This window comes from Microbacterium sp. (assembly GCF_035554235.1).
Taxonomy (GTDB): Bacteria; Actinomycetota; Actinomycetes; order Actinomycetales; family Microbacteriaceae; genus Microbacterium.
The window spans coordinates 1-17,119 of the sequence record NZ_DATMIO010000060.1; the positions used below are offsets into that span (position 1 = coordinate 1).

At 70.9% G+C, this 17,119-nt stretch carries 16 protein-coding genes and 1 pseudogene; 12 read left to right on the forward strand and 5 right to left on the reverse strand.

Annotated elements, in window-relative coordinates:
* Positions 1-83: 83 nt before the first annotated feature.
* A pseudogene (locus VNT50_RS02905) lies at positions 84-545 on the forward strand (amidohydrolase family protein); the annotation flags it as partial.
* A gap of 104 nt (positions 546-649) precedes the next feature.
* Entirely contained in the window at positions 650-1,582 is a 933-nt protein-coding gene (locus tag VNT50_RS02910) for a fumarylacetoacetate hydrolase family protein (protein ID WP_325483610.1), read from the forward strand.
* Here the strand turns inward: VNT50_RS02910 and VNT50_RS02915 are convergent.
* The gene (locus tag VNT50_RS02915) at positions 1,575-3,098 is read right to left on the reverse strand and encodes a peptide MFS transporter (protein ID WP_325483598.1); all 1,524 of its coding nucleotides are present in this window, start codon (positions 3,096-3,098) and stop codon (positions 1,575-1,577) included. The two genes, VNT50_RS02910 and VNT50_RS02915, sit on opposite strands and share 8 nt — an antisense overlap.
* A 73-nt stretch (positions 3,099-3,171) precedes the next feature.
* Positions 3,172-4,575, reverse strand: coding sequence for an MFS transporter (locus VNT50_RS02920; protein WP_325483611.1), 1,404 nt, complete (start codon positions 4,573-4,575; stop codon positions 3,172-3,174).
* Between the two features lie 139 nt (positions 4,576-4,714).
* Here VNT50_RS02920 and VNT50_RS02925 point away from each other — a divergent pair, with 139 nt between their 5' ends.
* The 10 genes from VNT50_RS02925 to VNT50_RS02970 all read left to right on the forward strand — a co-directional run bounded on the left by VNT50_RS02925 (position 4,715) and on the right by VNT50_RS02970 (position 15,335).
* A complete protein-coding gene (locus VNT50_RS02925; protein ID WP_325483599.1) occupies positions 4,715-4,912 on the forward strand; it encodes a hypothetical protein in 198 nt (65 codons plus the stop codon).
* Positions 4,913-5,079: 167 nt separating this feature from the next.
* On the forward strand, positions 5,080-5,733 hold the full coding sequence (locus VNT50_RS02930) for a GNAT family N-acetyltransferase (protein WP_325483600.1): 654 nt from the start codon (positions 5,080-5,082) through the stop codon (positions 5,731-5,733).
* 31 nt (positions 5,734-5,764) lie between these two features.
* Entirely contained in the window at positions 5,765-6,667 is a 903-nt protein-coding gene (locus VNT50_RS02935) for a cyclase family protein (protein ID WP_325483601.1), read from the forward strand.
* Positions 6,668-6,810: 143 nt separating this feature from the next.
* Complete coding sequence (locus tag VNT50_RS02940; RefSeq protein WP_325483602.1) at positions 6,811-7,191, forward strand: hypothetical protein; 381 nt, start codon at positions 6,811-6,813, stop codon at positions 7,189-7,191.
* Between the two features lie 9 nt (positions 7,192-7,200).
* Positions 7,201-8,334 carry an o-succinylbenzoate synthase gene (gene menC, locus VNT50_RS02945; protein ID WP_325483603.1) on the forward strand — a complete coding sequence of 378 codons (1,134 nt, stop codon included), beginning with the start codon at positions 7,201-7,203 and terminating at the stop codon, positions 8,332-8,334.
* Positions 8,335-8,336: 2 nt separating this feature from the next.
* A complete protein-coding gene (locus VNT50_RS02950) occupies positions 8,337-9,209 on the forward strand; it encodes a hypothetical protein (RefSeq protein WP_325483604.1) in 873 nt (290 codons plus the stop codon).
* 312 nt (positions 9,210-9,521) lie between these two features.
* Positions 9,522-10,862 (forward strand): alpha-hydroxy-acid oxidizing protein, encoded by a 1,341-nt coding sequence (locus VNT50_RS02955; RefSeq protein ID WP_325483605.1) that lies wholly within the window; start codon positions 9,522-9,524, stop codon positions 10,860-10,862.
* An 83-nt stretch (positions 10,863-10,945) separates the two neighbouring features.
* A complete protein-coding gene (locus VNT50_RS02960) occupies positions 10,946-12,832 on the forward strand; it encodes a substrate-binding and vWA domain-containing protein (protein WP_325483606.1) in 1,887 nt (628 codons plus the stop codon).
* Positions 12,833-12,848: 16 nt separating this feature from the next.
* The gene (locus VNT50_RS02965; RefSeq protein ID WP_325483607.1) at positions 12,849-13,868 is read left to right on the forward strand and encodes a hypothetical protein; all 1,020 of its coding nucleotides are present in this window, start codon (positions 12,849-12,851) and stop codon (positions 13,866-13,868) included.
* Positions 13,869-13,949: 81 nt separating this feature from the next.
* Complete coding sequence (locus VNT50_RS02970) at positions 13,950-15,335, forward strand: glycine--tRNA ligase (RefSeq protein WP_325483612.1); 1,386 nt, start codon at positions 13,950-13,952, stop codon at positions 15,333-15,335.
* A gap of 4 nt (positions 15,336-15,339) precedes the next feature.
* Here VNT50_RS02970 and VNT50_RS02975 read toward each other — a convergent pair whose 3' ends face one another.
* From VNT50_RS02975 to VNT50_RS02985, 3 genes are all read right to left on the reverse strand, one after another.
* On the reverse strand, positions 15,340-15,768 hold the full coding sequence (locus tag VNT50_RS02975; protein WP_325483608.1) for a DUF1801 domain-containing protein: 429 nt from the start codon (positions 15,766-15,768) through the stop codon (positions 15,340-15,342).
* The gene (locus tag VNT50_RS02980; protein ID WP_325483609.1) at positions 15,765-16,340 is read right to left on the reverse strand and encodes an HhH-GPD-type base excision DNA repair protein; all 576 of its coding nucleotides are present in this window, start codon (positions 16,338-16,340) and stop codon (positions 15,765-15,767) included. The genes VNT50_RS02975 and VNT50_RS02980 overlap by 4 nt, the downstream gene beginning before the upstream one ends.
* A gap of 54 nt (positions 16,341-16,394) precedes the next feature.
* A partial coding sequence (locus VNT50_RS02985) for a glutamyl-tRNA reductase (RefSeq protein ID WP_491715933.1) occupies positions 16,395-17,119 on the reverse strand: 725 nt, incomplete at its 5' end.

The window sequence follows — 17,119 nt, forward strand, 5'->3', positions numbered from 1 at the left end:
CGTCGATCAGCACGGTGGCGCCGTCCCTGACGATGGCGACGTCGTCTTCGTTGCGGCCGTCGACCAGGTCGAACTTGTAGGTCAGCCTCGACGAGCGGCTCGATCGGTTCTACCTCTCGAACACGGTCGGCCAGCCCACCGAGAACGCGGTGGCGCTCTCGCACCTCATCTTCGCGGGCGTCCTGGATCGGCACCCCGGTCTGAAACTCGTCGCGGCGCACGGCGGGGGCTACCTTCCGACGGTGATCGGGCGGTCCGATCGCGCGTGGGACGTCCGCCCCGAGGCGCGGCGCTGCGAGCACCGCCCGTCGACCTACCTCCGCCGGCTGTGGTTCGACACGGTCGTGCATGACGAGCGCACGCTGCGCGCCCTGGTCGAGGTCGCCGGAGCCGACCGCGTGGTGCTCGGCAGCGACTTCCCGTTCGACATGGGGCTGGATGACCCGGTCGCCTTCGTGCGCCAGGCCGGTCTCGACGACGACACCACCGCCGCCATCCTCGCGGGCAACGCCGAGGCGCTCGTGGAGACACGGGTGCAGGCGTGAGGATCGCCCGCTGGGAGTACCCCCGGTCGCTGAGCGCCCCCCGACCCGTCACTTCGTTCCTCGCTCAGGACCCGCGAAGCGAGACGAGGCGCGGCGAGGGCTTCGTGGTCGAGGATCGCGTGGTCCCTTTCCCGGACGGCCTGACCGTCGCGGACGTGCTCGAGAGGGGTATGGATGCCGCGCACGCGCTCTTCGCGAGGAGCGATGCGACGAGCGGCGTTCCCTTGGCCGATGTGCGGCTGCTCGCCCCGCTGGTTCCCGCCGCGATCCGCGACTTCGTGGCGTTCGAGGAGCACGTCGAGGGCGTGAGCGCCTCGGTCGACGGCAAGAGCGAGGTCGTGCCCGAGTGGTATCAGGCGCCGACGTTCTACTTCACCAACCCGCACACGGTGCTGGGCCCCGGCGAAGCGGTGTCGCCGCCGGTCACGGAGCGGCTCGACTTCGAGCTCGAACTCGCCGCCGTGATCGGCGCGGTGCCCGGCTCCGACGGAGCGAACCTGACGGGCGACGCCGCAGCATCCCACGTCTTCGGCTACACGATCATGAACGACTGGTCGGCCCGCGACATCCAATCCCGTGAGATGAAGGTGCGCCTCGGACCCGCGAAGGGGAAGGACTTCGGCACGTCCCTCGGTCCGTGGATCGTGACGGCCGACGAGCTCGCCTCCTGCCTCGACGCCGACGGGTTCCTCGCCGTGCGGGCCGAGGTGTTCGTGAACGGCGAGCAGATCGGCGACGACCTCGTCTCGAACATGGGCTGGACGTTTCCGGAGCTCGTGGCATACGCGTCCCGCAACTCCCGCGTCGTCCCGGGCGACGTGCTGGGCTCGGGGACCGTCGGAAACGGCGGGTGCCTCGCCGAGCTCTGGGGCCGCGCCGGGCAGCTCACCCCGCCGCCGCTGCGCACGGGCGACGAGGTGCGCATGGTCATCGAGGGCATCGGGGAGCTGACCGCACGTGTCGGCCCGTCGGTGCCGCCGCACCCGATTGCCGCCGCGCGCCCGCGTCCGAGAATCCGCCGCCGCGGGGCTACCTGACCCCCGCCATGAGCTTCAGCACCGGCTTGACGGCGAACAGCAGCGCGGCGCCGATGACGATCGCGACGAGGCCGAGGAGCGTGAAGTAGGGCACCTCGTCGCTCGGATCGTAGAACTGCGCGAGCCACCCGGCGATCGCCGTGCCGAGCGCCACCGAGAGGAAGAAGAGCGCCACCATCTGCGTGTGGAACGCGGTGGGCGCGAGCTTGGTCGTCACCGACAGGCCGACGGGTGAGATCAGCAGTTCGGCGATCGTGAAGACGAAGAGGATGCCGACGATCGCCAGCAGCGGCGTGGAGTTTGCTCCGCCGCCTGCCCACGGCAGGAACAGCAGGAACGCGATGCCCATGATGATCGAGCCGAGGGCGAACTTCACGGGGGTCGAGGGCTGGCGGGTTCCGAGCTTCGTCCACAGCGCGGCGAAGACGCCGGAGAGGATGATGATGAAGATCGGGTTGATCGACTGCACGAACGGCACCGGCATCTCCCAGCCGAAGATCGATCGGTCGAGCTGCTTGTCGGAGTAGATCGTGAGCACGGTGAACTGCTGCTGGTAGAGCGACCAGAACCCGACGCTCACGATGAAGAGCGGGATGAATCCGAAGACCCGCGAGCGCTCCGTCGCGGTGACGCGCCGGCTCGAGAGGATCACCGCGAAGTAGGCGATGGCGGCGCCGAGCGTGACCAGGATGACGACCCCGGCCAGGTTGTCCGCGCGGATGATCCCGGTCAGCACCAGGACGACGATCAGGGCCACCGCGGCGAGCGCGATGCCGATCATCACGCCGCGGCGGTTCGTGGGCAGGGGATTGGGCACGACCCGGGACTCTTCTGGCAAGTTGCGCCGGCCGATGGAGTACTGGATGAGCCCCGCCGCCATGCCGATCGCCGCGAGCGCGAACCCGGCGTGGAAGCCCCACGTCACCTGGGCGAGCCCGGTCAGGATCGGGCCGAGCAGCGCACCCAGGTTGATGCCGAGGTAGAACAGCGAGAAGCCCGCGTCGCGGCGGGTGTCGGTCGGGGAGTAGAGCGTGCCGACGACCGAGGTGGCGTTCGCCTTGAGGCCGCCCGAACCGACCGCGACGAGGATGAGCCCGACGGCCAGGCCCCAGAAGCTGGGCAGGAGCGCGAGGGCGATGTGACCGCCCATGATCACGATGGCGCTGAGGAACAGCACCTTCTCCGAGCCGAGCAGGCGATCGGCGACCCACGCCCCGAGGATCGTCGAGAGATAGACCGCGCCCCCGTAGGCGCCGACGATCCCGGTGGCGACGGCCTCCGGCATCCCCAGGCCGCCCTGGGTGACGGAGTAGTACATGTAGAGCAGCAGGATCCCCTGCATGCCGTAGAAGCTGAACCGCTCCCACATCTCCACGAAGAAGACGTGGACGAGGTCCCATGGCTGGCCGAAGAACCGCGTATCCCTGCTGCCATGCGAGCCGGCGTCGGCGTCGGTCGTCGTGCCCGTGGGCGGGCCCACCGGCTGCTGCGCCGGCTGATCGCTTCCCGTGCTCATCACGTCAGGGTAGCGGGAGCGTGCGCGCGGGCGACAGCCGCCCCTCCGGTCCGGGCGGCCGGGGCGCGGGCGGTCACTCCGGAAGGGAGGGATGCCGTTCTTCGGGCGCGCGATGCGTGGGGATGAACAGCGCGAGCAGGAGGGCGAGCAGCGCCCCGCCTCCCCCGAGCAGGTACGTGAGCTGGAAACCCGCGGCCGACGGGATCTGCACTCCGGCCTCGATGGTCGACGACGAGGCGAGCACTGCGCCCATGACGGCCGCGGCCGTGCTCGTCCCCAGCGAGCGGAACAGCGCGTTGAGGCCGTTGGAGGCGCCCGTCTCGCTCTGCGGCACGGAGCGCATGATGAGCATCGGCATCGCCGCGAAGCCGAATCCGATGCCCACGCCGATGAGCAGGTTCGAGACGAAGATGTGCCACACCTCGCTGCCCAGCACCAGGACGAACGCGTAGGCGGCGACGAGCGCGACCGCGCCCATGATGAGCAGGATGCGGGGGCCCACGACCCGCGAGAGCCGCCCCGACACCGGCGAGAGCACCATCATCACGAGCCCCGCGGGCATGATGACGAAGCTCGCGGCGATCAGCGACAGGCCGAAGCCCGCGCCCGTCTCCACCGGCAGTTCGAGGATCTGCGGGAATACGACGTTCGACGCGAAAAGGGCGAACCCCATCCCGATCGATGCGAGGTTGGTCAGCAGCACCGCCCGGCGGGCCGCGACGCGCAGGTCGAGCAGCGGCTCCGCGATGCGCAGCTCGTACCATCCCCACACCAGCAGCACGAGGAGGCCGCCGAGCCCGAGTGCGAGCGTCGGCAGCGAGAGCCACCCCCATTGATTGCCGCGCGAGATGGCGAGCAGGATGCCGGTGAGCCCGACGGCGAGCCCGGCCGCGCCGACGAAGTCGAAGCCGCCGGGGGTGCGGAGCACGCTCACGGGCACGATCCACAGCACGAGCCCGAAGCACACGGCGCCGAGCCCGGCCGCGAGCCAGAACAGGATGTGCCAGTCGGCGTACTCGGTGACGAGGGCGCTGATCGGCAGCCCGAGCGCGCCACCGACGCCGAGGGTCGCGCTGATCAGGGCGATCGCGCTGTTCACGTTCCGGCTGTGCAGCACGTCGCGAAGGATCGCGATGCCCAGCGGCACGACGCCCGTGACCGCACCCTGCAGGGCCCGGCCGACGATGACGCCCAGGAGCGTGACCGAGAATGCGGCGATGACCGAGCCGATGACGAGCAGGGCCAGCAGCACGAGCACGATACGGCGCTTGCCGTACATGTCGCCGAGGCGACCGGCGATGGGGGTGATGATCGCGGCGGCGAGCAGGGTGGCCGTAACGACCCAGGCGGTGTCCTCACGCGAGGCGTGCAGCAGCTCCGGAAGCTGAGCCTGGATGGGCACCACGAGCGTGAACATGAACGACGAGGCCAGACCCGCGAACGCGAGGACCGCAACGATCGCGCCCTGCCGCGGCATCCGCGTCAGACGCCGTCTCTCGTTTTCTTCGCGTGAACCCATCGCTTCAGGCTATCGGCGCGCGGGATGCCCGCGATCCACCGTCGAAGCACGCTGTCAACCCCTGTACGCCGGGGCGCTGCGGGCGGATGATTGACATATGAGCATTCGATCGACGCACGTCCACGCCGCAGCCGCGGAGTCGGGTGTCGGTCACGCCACCGCGGTGGCACTCGCGGCGTCGGGAATGGACACGGGCAGCACCTGGCACGACCTCGAGACCGGACCCGGCACGGAGCCGGTACGCGGCGCGGACCGGAGCGCGTGGCGGCGGCTCCGGGAGCTCTTCCGCTTCTGACACAGCCGGCCGGGTTCGCGGGCACGCGGCGACCCCCGCGAAGCGCCTTGCGGTGCGAGACTCTTCGCATGAGCGATGCCCCCGGTCGAAGTAGTTCTGCTGAGCCTGGTCGAAGCAGTCCTGCTGAGCCCCGTCGAAGCATCCGCCCCCTCACCACCCTTGCCGAGATGACGGAGGCGTCGGCCCTGCTGCGGGACGTGTGGGGCGGCGACCGCGACGCGATGCCCGCGCCGCTGATGCGTGCGCTCGCGCACTCCGGCAATTACGTCGTCGGCCTGTACGAAGGGGAGCGGATGGTCGGGGCATCCGTCGCCTTCTTCGAGGCGCCCGCCAAGCGGGCCATGCATTCCCACATCACCGGCGTGCACCCGGATCTGCAGAGCCACGGGCTCGGGAGGGCGCTGAAGCAGCACCAGCGGGAGTGGGCGCTCGCCCGCGATGTCGGGCACATCTCCTGGACATTCGACCCCCTCGTCGCCCGCAACGCCCACTTCAACCTCCGCGTGCTCGGTGCGCGGGTGACCGAGTACCTGCCGAACCAGTACGGGCCGATGGATGACGGGGTCAACCGCGGCGATGAATCCGACCGGGTGATGGTGTCGTGGGCGCTCGCGGCGCCCCCGGCACCCGAGCCTCCCGCCGAGACCGTGGTCGCCACCGTGGCGGTGCCGCGAGACATCGAGACCCTCCGGCGAGTGGCGATGGCGGATGCCGCGGCGTGGCGCGTCCGCGTGCGCGAGGCGTTCCTCGGCCACCTCGCGGACGGGCTCGTGGTCGGCGGCTTCGACGACTCGCTGGGGTATCTGTTCGTCAGGCCCTGACGCCCGCCCCCGCGGCTCCTAGGCTGGCGGCATGTCCGACTACCGCGCACACTTCGACTTCGCCATCCGCTTCGCGAACGGCGGCGGCCTGACCGGCGAGGGATTCCGCCTCGACCTTCCCGCCCCCGAGATCGCCGAGCCCGACCTCGAGCTGCTGCTCGTGCGTCACCTCGGCCTCACGCTCGTCGAGTCGGTGCGCCTCACGGGGGTCGAGATCGTGGAGGAGGCGCACCGCGGGAGCCGGGAGGTCGAGGCGCCCGTTGCCCGTTCGACCCGGGTCGTCGACCTCAGTCATCCGATCCGCGCCGGGCTCGTCACCTACCCGGGGCTCCCGGCGCCGACCATCACGCCGCACCTGACGCGTGAGGACTCCCGCGCGAAGTACGCGCCCGGCACCCAGTTCGCCATCGACGCCATCACGATGGTCGGCAACACCGGCACCTACCTCGACAGCCCCTTCCACAGGTACGCGGACGGGGCGGACCTCGCGGGGCTCTCGCTCGACACGCTCGTCGGGCTGCCCGCGGAGGTGTTCCGCCTCACCGACGCGGCCGAGCGCGGCATCCGCCCCGAAACGCTGGCCGATCGGGACGTGCGCGGCGCGGCCGTGCTGCTGCACACAGGGTGGGACCGGCACTTCGGGCGCCCCGAGTACGGCGTCGGGTCACCCTTCCTCACCGAGGCGGGCGCCCGCTGGCTGATCGAGGCCGGCGCGGTGCTCGTCGGCATCGACTCGCTCAACATCGACGACACCGAGTCGGGCGGGGAGCGCCCCGCGCACACACTGCTCCTCGACGCCGGAGTGCACGTCGTCGAGCACCTCACCAATCTGGGGGCCCTGCCGCCGCGCGGGGCGCGCTTCACGGCCGCGCCGCCGGCCGTCGAGGGCTTCGGCACCTTCCCGGTGCGCGCCTTCGCCGAGCTCCCGGCGTGAGCGCCCCGGCATCCATCACCAACTTCGGAGAATGTCGCGAACTTCGGATGATTCGGGCCGAATCGCCCGAAGACGACGCGATTCTCCGCAGTTCGTGACGCCCCTGCCTGGGGCCTGCGGCCGGTCCCGGGTATCGTGCCGGTGTGATCCCCGCCGACTGGACCCCGCACCGCCGCCCCGAAGACCGCGAGCTGCTCGGCTGGATCCGCCCGGACGGCGAACTCTGGGTTGCCGTGAGCCTGCTCGGGCACGATGCCTCCGAGCCGATCGAGTGGCTCGACGCGGAGCAGGTGCTCGAGTCGACGGGGCTGTCGTGGCTCGCCGGCATCTGGATGCTGGAGCGCGAGGGCGATGCCCCGCTGCGGGTGAAGATCGTCGAAGTCACCCCCGAGCGCGTCGTCGTCAAGACCGATGACTTCGGGGCGATCGATGCCCCCGTCGAGCAGTACGCGCTCGCCTGGCCGTCGCCCCGGCGACTCCGCCCGGCCCGGCCCGGCGATCCGGTCGCGGCACCCTGGGGTTAGCCTGGGCCCATGCCCATCGTCCGGCCCGCGGCATCCGTCGCACTCGACGGCTTCGAACTGCGCGTGCTGCGGATTCCGCTCGTCTCGCCCTTCACGACATCCTTCGGCACGGAGCACGTGCGCGAGGTCATCGTGATGCGGGCGCTCACCGCCGACGGCGAGGGCTGGGGCGAGTGCGTGACCGGCGCGGCACCGCTCTATTCGAGCGAGTACACCCAGTCGTCGTGGGATGTCGCCCTCCGCTACCTCGTGCCCGCGCTGCTTGATCGCCGCCGGCTCGCGCCCGAAGACGTCGCGGGCGTGCTCGCGCCCTTCATCGGGCACCGGATGCCGAAGGCCGGTCTCGAGCTGGCCGTGCTCGATGCCGCGCTCCGCGCCGAGAGCCGCCCGCTCGGCGAGTACCTCGGTGCCGTGCGCGATCGTGTGCCCTCCGGTGTCTCGGTGGGTCTCCAGGTCGATCCCCGTGCGTTGGTCGAGACGGTCCGCGGGTACCTCGACGAAGGCTACGCGCGCATTAAGATCAAGATCAAGCCGGGCCGGGATGTCGGCGACACGGCGGCCGTGCGCGACGCCTTCGGCGCCATCCCGCTGCAGGTCGATGCGAACTCCGCTTACAGGCTGGCCGACGCCGCGACCCTCGAAGAGCTCGACCGCTTCGACCTGCTGCTCATCGAGCAGCCCCTGCAGGAGGATGACCTCGTCGACCACGCCGCCCTCGCCGCACGGCTGCGCACCCCGATCTGCCTCGACGAGTCGATCGTGTCGGTGAAGGCCGCCGCCGACGCGCTCGCCCTCCGCGCGGCATCCATTCTCAACATCAAGGCGGGCCGCGTCGGCGGTTACCTCGAGGCGGTCCGCATCCACGATCTCGCCCAGGATGCCGGAGTCCCGGTGTGGTGCGGAGGCATGCTCGAGACGGGCATCGGCCGGGCGGCGAACGCAGCGCTCGCCGCATTGCCCGGATTCACGCTGCCGGGCGACGTCTCGGCGTCGGCGCGCTTCTACTCCCGCGACATCGTCACGGAGCCCGCGGTGCTCGAGGACGGTCACGTGCGTGTGCCCACCGGCCCGGGTCTCGGCGTCGAGGTCGACCCCCTCGCGCTCGACGAGTTCACCGTCGCCCGCGAGATCCTGCGGAGGTAGACGTGTCGAGGGTTCTCCGTTTTGCCGCCGTGGCGCTGGTCGCGCTGCTGGCCCCGGGATGCGCCGCGGCGGAGCCGGAGGTGGGCCCCACCGAGGCGCCGCTGCCCGCGGGTGTGTCGGTGGAGTTCATGCAGCTGCGCGCCGACGTCGCCAAGCGCGTCGCCCAGGTGCGGGTCGTCAATGAGTCGGATTCGAAGATGAGCATCGCGCGCCTGGTGCTGGAGGACGACCGCTTCGACGGGCCTGCCGTGCGTGACCGCGCAAGCGAGATCCCCGTGGGACGCACCCTCGATCTCACGGTTCAGCTGCCGCCCTCCGCCTGCGAGGATGAGCCCGTCTCCACTGAGCGGGCGAGCCGGGTGCTGATCGAGTACTCGACGGAGGACGGGGCATTCCTCTCGACCGCGGACCTGCCCGATCCCCTCGATGTCATCCCCGCCCTTCATGCCCGGGAGTGCCTGCTTTCAGACCTGGAACGGTCCACGGCGATCGAGTTCACCGGCTTCGAGCCGTCGGAGCCCGGCCAGGCCGCGACGCTCACCCTGACCCTCACGCCGACGGGCGGCGCGGCGAGCGAGATCCTCGCCATCCAATCCACCAACCTCCTCGCGCTCGGCGAGGCCGGCGCGAGCGTGGACCGGTACGAGCTGGACGCGGCCGTCGCCGAGGGCGACACCGAGCCGATCGTGCTCGATCTGCCGCTCGTGCCCTTCCGTTGCGACCCGCACGCCGTGCAGGAGGACAAGCGCGGCACGATCTTCACTCTCGATGTCGCGACGGGCGGCCAGGCCGGTGTGGTCAACGTCGCGGCCCCCGAGGAGCTGAAGGGCGAGCTGCTCGCGTGGGTGGCTCGCTGGTGCGGGTTCGGGAGCTGAACCGCCCGCCCCGTCCGCCCGGCGCTGCCCGCTCCCGCCCGCGCGCAGCCCGCACGGCGTGTCGGTCGGGCTTTCACCTTCTCTATTGACGTACTCAAGTCTGCGTTTGTACACACGCAGACTTGAGCACACCGGCCGACCTCACACTCAAGTCTGGGCGTGGGTACACGCAGACTTGAGCACCCCCCCGGCCGACCGCCACACTCAAGTCTGCGCGTGGGTACACGCAGACTTGAGTACGTCGAAAGAGAACACGCGCGCCCGGGCTCTCAGGAATCTCCGGCCCGAACGAGCAAACCCTAAGCTGAGCGAATGGTTCAGAGCAGCGTCGCTCCGCAGGATCCGGCCGCCGCGCGCGGCGCCGCCCGTCGCACCCAGTCCGAGATCTACCGCGCCGGGGTCAGCGGCACCAGGCCGGCCGTGCCGATCGACCCCGGCGCGCTCGAGGCGGCCGCTCGCAAGGCGCTGAGCACGGAGGCGTTCGCCTACATCGCGGGTGGCGCCGGCGCCGAGCGCACGATGTCGGCGAACCGGGCCGCCTTCACCCGCTGGCAGGTATGGCCCAGGCCCCTCCGCGACGTCACCGAGCGCGACCTGTCGATCGACCTGCTCGGCCGCCGCCGCCCCACGCCGTTCCTGCTCGCCCCGCTGGGTGTCATGGAGCTGGCGCACCCCGAGGCCGACCTGGCCGTCGCGCGGGCCGCCGCATCCATCGGCGTTCCCTACACGCTCAGCACCCAGGCCTCGTTCCCGATGGAGCAGATCGCGACCGCGGCCCCCACCGGCGCCCGCCTGTTCCAGCTGTACTGGTCGGCATCCGACGAGCTCAACGCGTCGCTGCTGCGCCGGGCCGAGGCATCCGGCTGCGAAGCCATCGTCGTGACGCTCGACACGCACCTCCTGGGGTGGCGCACGCGCGACCTCGACCTCGCGTACCTGCCGTTCACTCGCGGCATGGGCATCGCGCAGTACACGAGCGACCCGGTCTTCCAGCAGCTGGTGCGCGAGCGGGCACGCGCCTCGGCAGCCGGGCACGGCACCCCGCCCCCGGGAGAGTCGGTCAAGATCACGCCGAAGGCGGTGGCCGCCGGCATCCAGATCGCGCGCAAGGGCGCCGCGCTCACCGGAACCGGCCTTCGCGAGTCGCTCCGTTCGCCCCTCCCGCGCGCCGCCGTCGAGACGTTCCTCGAGGTGTTCTCGACCCCGGCGCTCACGTGGGACGACCTCGCGAAGGCGCGCGAGTGGACCACCCTGCCGATCTTTTTGAAGGGCATCGTGCATCCCGACGATGCGGCGAGGGCGGTGGATGCCGGTGTCGACGGCGTGTGGGTCTCGAACCACGGCGGGCGCCAGATCGACCAGTCGGTGCCGACGCTCGCCGCGCTGCCCGACGTCGTGGCGCGAATCGGGGGGAAGGTCCCGGTCGTCTTCGACTCCGGCGTCCGGGGCGGCGCCGACGCCTTCGTCGCGCTCGCCCTCGGCGCCACCGCGGTCGCGATCGGCAGGCCGTACGCGTACGGGCTCGGCATCGCGGGCGAGAAGGGCGTCCGCGAGGTCGTGCGCAACCACATCGCCGAGCTCGACATCACCCTCGGGCTCGCGGGTCATACCTCGATCCAGGATGTCGGGCGCGAGGCCCTCCGCGAGGCGTGAGCGTCGCTGCCTGCCCGGCCGACACACTCCCCCTGCGGGATCGACCTGCGTGGGATCAACCCGATGGGACTTAAGCTGATGCCATGGCTGCCGCTGAAGGCCCGAGTCGCACCTCGTTGCGCCCCCTGACGTCCTCTCCGGAACGGCCGCGCTCCCTCGCCCGGCGTGCCCTCGGGGCGACCGCCGTGCTGTCGATCGCGGCCCTCGCCCTGGCCGGGTGCTTCGGCTCCGATCCGAACGGCGCCGACACCGCCGACGGCGGCGGTGGGGACTTCGTCGACGACGGCTGCACCCACGTGGTGGTGGCCACGTCGTCGGAGAAGGTCAACATGCTCGACGCGCTCGCCGCGGCCTTCAAGGACTCGGCGGAGGCGGAGGCGCTCGATGAATGCGCGACCATCAAGCCGATCAACGTCTCGTCGGGCGATGCGACCCGCTACCTGACCTCGGGCGAGGACTGGCCGAACGAGAACCCCGAACTCTGGCCGACCCTCTGGTCGCCCGCCTCGACGGTGTGGACCGAGCGCGTGGCCGCGGCCGCGTCGCCAGCGCTCGTGGGCGAACCGGCGTCGTTCACCCGCACGCCCGTCGTGTTCGGGATGCCGGAGGCCATGGCGACCGCGCTCGGCTGGCCCGACGCGCCCATCAGCATCACCGACCTCGAGCGGCTCTGCGTCGATCCGGCGGGCTGGGGCAGCGTCGGCAAGTCGGTGTGGGGCTCGTTCAAGATCTCGAAGACGAACCCCAACACGTCGACCACGGGACTTTCCGCCATCCTCATGCAGTCGTACGAAGCCGCCGGCAAGACCGACGCGCTGACCTCCGACGACGTCACGGCGGCCGCGGCGTTCTCGCAGTCGTTCGAGGAGTGCGTCATCCACTACGGCGACACGACCGGCAAGGTGCTCACGACGCTGTACGACGAGACGCAGAACGGCGCCGGCGGATCGGGGTATGTCTCGGCCGTCGCGCTCGAGGAGACCTCGCTGCTGAACTACAACCAGGGCAACCCCGATTCCCACACAGTGCAGCCGGGTGAGTCGCTGACGCCCCCGAAGGAGAAGCTCGTCGCGATCTACCCCGAGGGCGGGTCGATGTGGTCGGACAATCCGGTCACCGTGCTCGGCGCCGAGTGGGTGACCCCCGAGAAGAAGGAGGCGGGCGCGGCCTTCGCCGCCTTCCTGCAGACCGCGGCGGCGCAGAAGATCCTGCCCCAGTACGGTTTCCGGCCGCTCGATGAGTCGGTGCCACTCGGCAAGCTCTTCACGGCGGAGTACGGCGTCGACCCGGCCAAGCCCGTCGTCACCCTGCCGCGCCCCGAGGTCGACGTGGTCTCGACCGCGATCGACCAGTGGACGCAGATCCGCAAGCCGTCATCGGTGCTCGAGCTGATCGACATCTCGGGCTCGATGGACGAGGCGATCGGCGACGGCCGCTCGAAGCTCGACGGGGCCATCGAGGGCGCGCAGGCCACGCTCGGCCACTTCCGCTCGACCGACCAGATCGGCGTCTGGGCATTCACGACCGGCGTCGAGTCGGCTGCCGGCCGCAACATCGTCGTGCTGCGCGATGTGTCGCCGCTCGCCTCCGACCGAGAATCCCTCGATACCTCGCTCGATGACCTCCACTTCGCCGACCGTCAGGGAACGCCGCTCTACGATTCCCTCGCCCTCGCCTACGACGAGATGGTGAAACGGGCCGAACCCGGCCGGATCAACGCGGTCGTCGTCCTGTCGGACGGCCAGGACACCGACTCGACGATGTCGCTCGACTCGCTCATCGCGAAGATCGGCAAGGCCTCGGAGGGCGGCGACGCCGCGCCCGTGCGCATCTTCCCGATCGCGTACGGCGAGGGCGCCGACACGACGGCGCTGCGCCGCATCGCCGAGGCGACCGGGGGGCAGTGGTTCGACGCATCCGACGCCGCGAAGATCGATCTCGTGTTCGCCTCCGTCGTCAACAACTTCTGAGCCGAGGGGGCGACGCATGCACGACACGGTCGCCGCGGCGGCGGGCTACGTGGATGACGCGGCCGAAGCGCTCGCCGAGGGCTCGGTGTACGTCTCGCGAGAGGTGGGCGACGCCGGCGAACTCGAGAACGCGCTCGAGCAGCAGATCGGCGACGCCTCGGTGGGCGTCGCGGTCTTCTCCGACAACGCCGCGCTCGAGGCATCCGGCCCCGAGATCGTCGCCCAGCTCGCCCAGCAGACGGGCTACGACACGATCATCGTCGCGGTCGGTGACGACCTCTCGGCGGGTTCGCGGGCGCTCGATTCCGGCGAGGCGATGCGCATCGCCAACGAGGCAGAATCCTCGGCGGACAGCCTCGAGGGCGCGCTGACGGAGACGGTCCAGACCGTGCTCGCCGAGTCCGCACCGGCGCCCGTCGTCGAAGATCCCGGTGCCGGCGGGCTGATCATCGGGGTCGGCGTGGCCGCCGCGGTCGTCGTCGCGGGAGTCCTGACGATCGTCGGCGTGCGGCGCGCCCGCTCCCGCGCGAGCGAGGGCGCCCGCGGGATTCCCCCCGCGATCAGGGCGAAGGTGCAGGCCCTCGGCGCCGAGCGCAATTCCTACGCGGCGGCCGCGGCTGCAGGCCTCGCGGGCGCCGGCGAGGTCGCGCAAGACATCGACGCCATCGCCGCGAACGTCACGCACCTGTTCACCCGGCTCGACAAGAAGGGCGCCGAGGATCAGCGCCACCTCGCCGAGACCGAGTACGGCGACAAGCTCGGCAAGCTGGCTGCGGCCCTCGACCGCGACTATCTGCTCGACATCCTCACCAACCCCCACCTGTGGGATGACCCGGCCGACCGGGCGCGCGAGGTGCGCGACGCCGTCGACGCCGTGTCGGAGCAGCTCATCGAGAACATCAAGCAGGTCAACGCCCGCCGGGCCCTGCACTTCCAGGTGTCGCTCGACACTCTGATCGGTCGCCGCAAGGAGCTCCAGGACTGGGATCGCGAGTTCCATCGCACCGCCGACGGCGGCGAGCCACCCGCCTCCTGACCGGGCGGGCGGCCTCCCCGACCCGCCTAGAATTGTGCGATGTGCCGGAATCCCGGCGACCCCCCGACCATTGGAGCCACCGTGGCCGAGCTCTCCCGCCTCGACAAAGTCATCGCCCTCGCCCGTCACCGCGGGTTCGTCTTCCAGGCGGGGGAGATCTACGGCGGATCGCGCTCGGCATGGGACTACGGCCCGCTCGGCACCGAGCTCAAGGAGAACATCCGCCGCCAGTGGTGGCAGACGTTCGTGCGCGGGCGCGGCGACATGGTCGGCCTCGACTCGTCGATCATCCTGCCCAAGCGCGTGTGGGAGGCCTCCGGCCACATCGCGACCTTCAGCGACCCGCTCGTCGAGTGCCTGAGCTGCCACAAGCGGTTCCGTGCCGACACCCTCGTCGAGGACTTCGAGGCCCGCAAGGGCCGCGCCCCCGAGGGCGGGCTCGCCGGCGTGCCATGCCCGAACTGCGGCACCCGCGGCCAGTACACCGAGCCGAAGGCGTTCTCGGGCCTGATGAAGACCTACCTCGGCGTCGTCGATGACGAGTCGGGCGTGCACTACCTCCGGCCCGAGACGGCCCAGGGCATCTTCGTCGACTTCAACAACGTGGTCACGGCGTCCCGCAAGAAGCCGCCGTTCGGCGTCGGCCAGGTCGGCAAGGCGTTCCGCAACGAGATCACCCCCGGAAACTTCATCTTCCGCACGCGCGAGTTCGAGCAGATGGAGATCGAGTTCTTCACGCCGCCGGCTGATGCCGACGAGTGGTTCGCGCACTGGGTGGAGGCGTGCTGGAACTGGTTCATCGACCTCGGTCTCAGCGAGGCGAACCTCCGTCGCTTCGACGTGCCCGAGCACGAGCGCGCGCACTATTCGGCCGGCACGATCGACATCGAGTACAACTTCGGCTTCGCCGGATCGAGCTGGGGCGAGCTCATGGGGGTCGCCAACCGCACGGACTTCGACCTGAAGAACCATTCCGAGGCCTCGGGCGTCAGCCTCTCGTACTTCGACCAGGCCTCCGGCGAGCGCTACATCCCGTACGTGATCGAGCCCTCCTTCGGCCTCACCCGGTCGATGATGGCGTTCCTCGTCGAGGCCTATCACGAGGAGGAGGTGCCGAACGCGAAGGGCGGCACCGACATCCGCACCGTCCTGAAGCTCGACCCGCGCATCGCCCCCGTCAAGGTGGCCGTGCTGCCGCTCTCGCGCAACGAGCAGCTCTCGCCGATCGCGCGGGAAGTCGGCCAGTCGCTGCGTGCGAGCTGGAACGTCGACTTCGACGACGCGGGTGCGATCGGGCGCCGCTACCGTCGCCAGGACGAGGTCGGTACGCCGTTCTGCGTGACGATCGACTTCGAATCGCTCGAAGACCGCGCCGTCACCGTCCGCGATCGCGACACGATGGCGCAGGAGCGGGTGCCGCTCGAGGGCCTGCACGCGTACCTCGCCGAGCGCCTGCAGGGCGCGTAGCGCGTCAGCCGGTGACGGTGATCTCGGCGTAGTCCGCGTCGCCGTCGACGACGCTGCGCCAGGATGCCGCGACGATGCCCTCGAGCACGTCGAGGTCGACCTTGCCGAGGTCGCTGACGTACAGGCATCCGACGCCCGTCTTGTGGGGCCCGAGGGCGGCGAGGGCGTCGCGGTGCGCGCCGACTCCGTCGAGCAGGTAGATCGTCGTCGCGGTCTTGCGCGGCGCGAACCCGACGATGGGGCAGTCGCCCTCGTTGCCGGTGGGATAGCGGTAGTGGCACGACCCGAACCCGACGATGCCGCCCGACCACACTTCGGGCTCGCGCCCGGTCAGCTCGCGCAACAGGTCGACCATCGCCTGGCCGTCGCGCCGTCGCGCGGCCGGCGTGACCCTCGCGAGGTGGGCTCCGACATCCTCGCCCGTCCGCTTCACGCCGAGACCCCCTTGGCCGCGGCCTTCACGGCCCGCTTGTGCTCGCGCACCTTCGTGAGCGAGTCGGGTGAGACGATATCGGCGACGCTGCGGTACGAGCCCTCTTCGCCGTAGGGGGCGGATGCCTCGCGCCACCCCGCCCCGGCGAAACCGCACTGCTTGCCGAGCAGGGCGAGGAAGATCTTCGCCTTCTGCTCGCCGAATCCGGGGAGCGCCTTGAGGCGGCGGAGCACCTCCGGCCCGTCGGGCTCTCCCCGCGTCCAGATGGCCGCGGCCTCGCCGCCCCAGTTGTCGCGGATGTCGGCGCACAGCGCCTGCACACGCGCGGCCATCGACCCCGGAAAGCGGTGCACCGACGGGGTGATCTTGAAGGCCTCCGCGAACGCCTCGGGGTCGAAGGCCGCGATCTGCGCCGCGTCGATTCCGCCGATGCGCTCCTGGATCTTGCGTGGTCCGGCGAACGCCGTCTCCATCGCGACCTGCTGGTCGAGCAGCATCCCGATGAGGAGGGCGAGTGGATCGTCGGTGAGGAGCGCGTCGGCGGCGGCATCCCCGGTGATGTGAAGCGTCATGTCTCCAGTGTGGCACCGGGGTGCGGGCGCGACCCACCCCTGCGAGCGCGGGGCTCAGCCGGCGGCGCGCTCGGTGCCGGCGTCGTCGGCCTCCTGCTCGGCGACCTCGATGCCGAAGAGCGCGCCGAGGGCGTCGACGTAGTCGTCGGCACGGCCCGCGTCGGCGAGCTCGTGCGCGCGAACGGTGGGGGTGTGCAGCAGCACGCCCACGAGGTGGCGGAGCGCCTGCTCGGTGCGACCGTCGTCGTCGCCGCGCGCGTTCACACGGGCGATCTCCGCCTCGAGCAGGCCGAACGCGTGCTCGCGCAGCGCGACGACGGCGGGAGTGATGCTCTGGCGCTCGCCGACGACGGCGAAGCGCCGGGCCGCTTCGCTGACGACCTCGCGGGCGGCATCCGTCGCGTGCAGCTCCTCGAGGGGCGCGTGCAGGCGGATGGTCTCGAGATCGAGCAGGGCGATGCCGGCGATGTTCGAGACGTCGGGGTCGACATTGCGAGGAAGGCCCAGGTCGATGATGAGCGAGCGGTGCGTGGATGCCGCGTCACGGCCGATCGCGAGGGCGCCGCTCAGAAGCGTCTCTGCCGACAGCACGGGGCTCTCGGCGCTCGTGCACGTCACGATGAGGTCGGCGCCGGCGGCCGCGGCCGCGTAGGCACCGGCAGCCACCGAGCGGATCCCGTGCTTCGTCGCGAACTTCGCCGCACGGCCGGACGGCGAATACACCTGGATGTCGGTGGCCCCGTGATCTCGGAGCGCCGCGAGCGTCGCGGCGGCGTAGG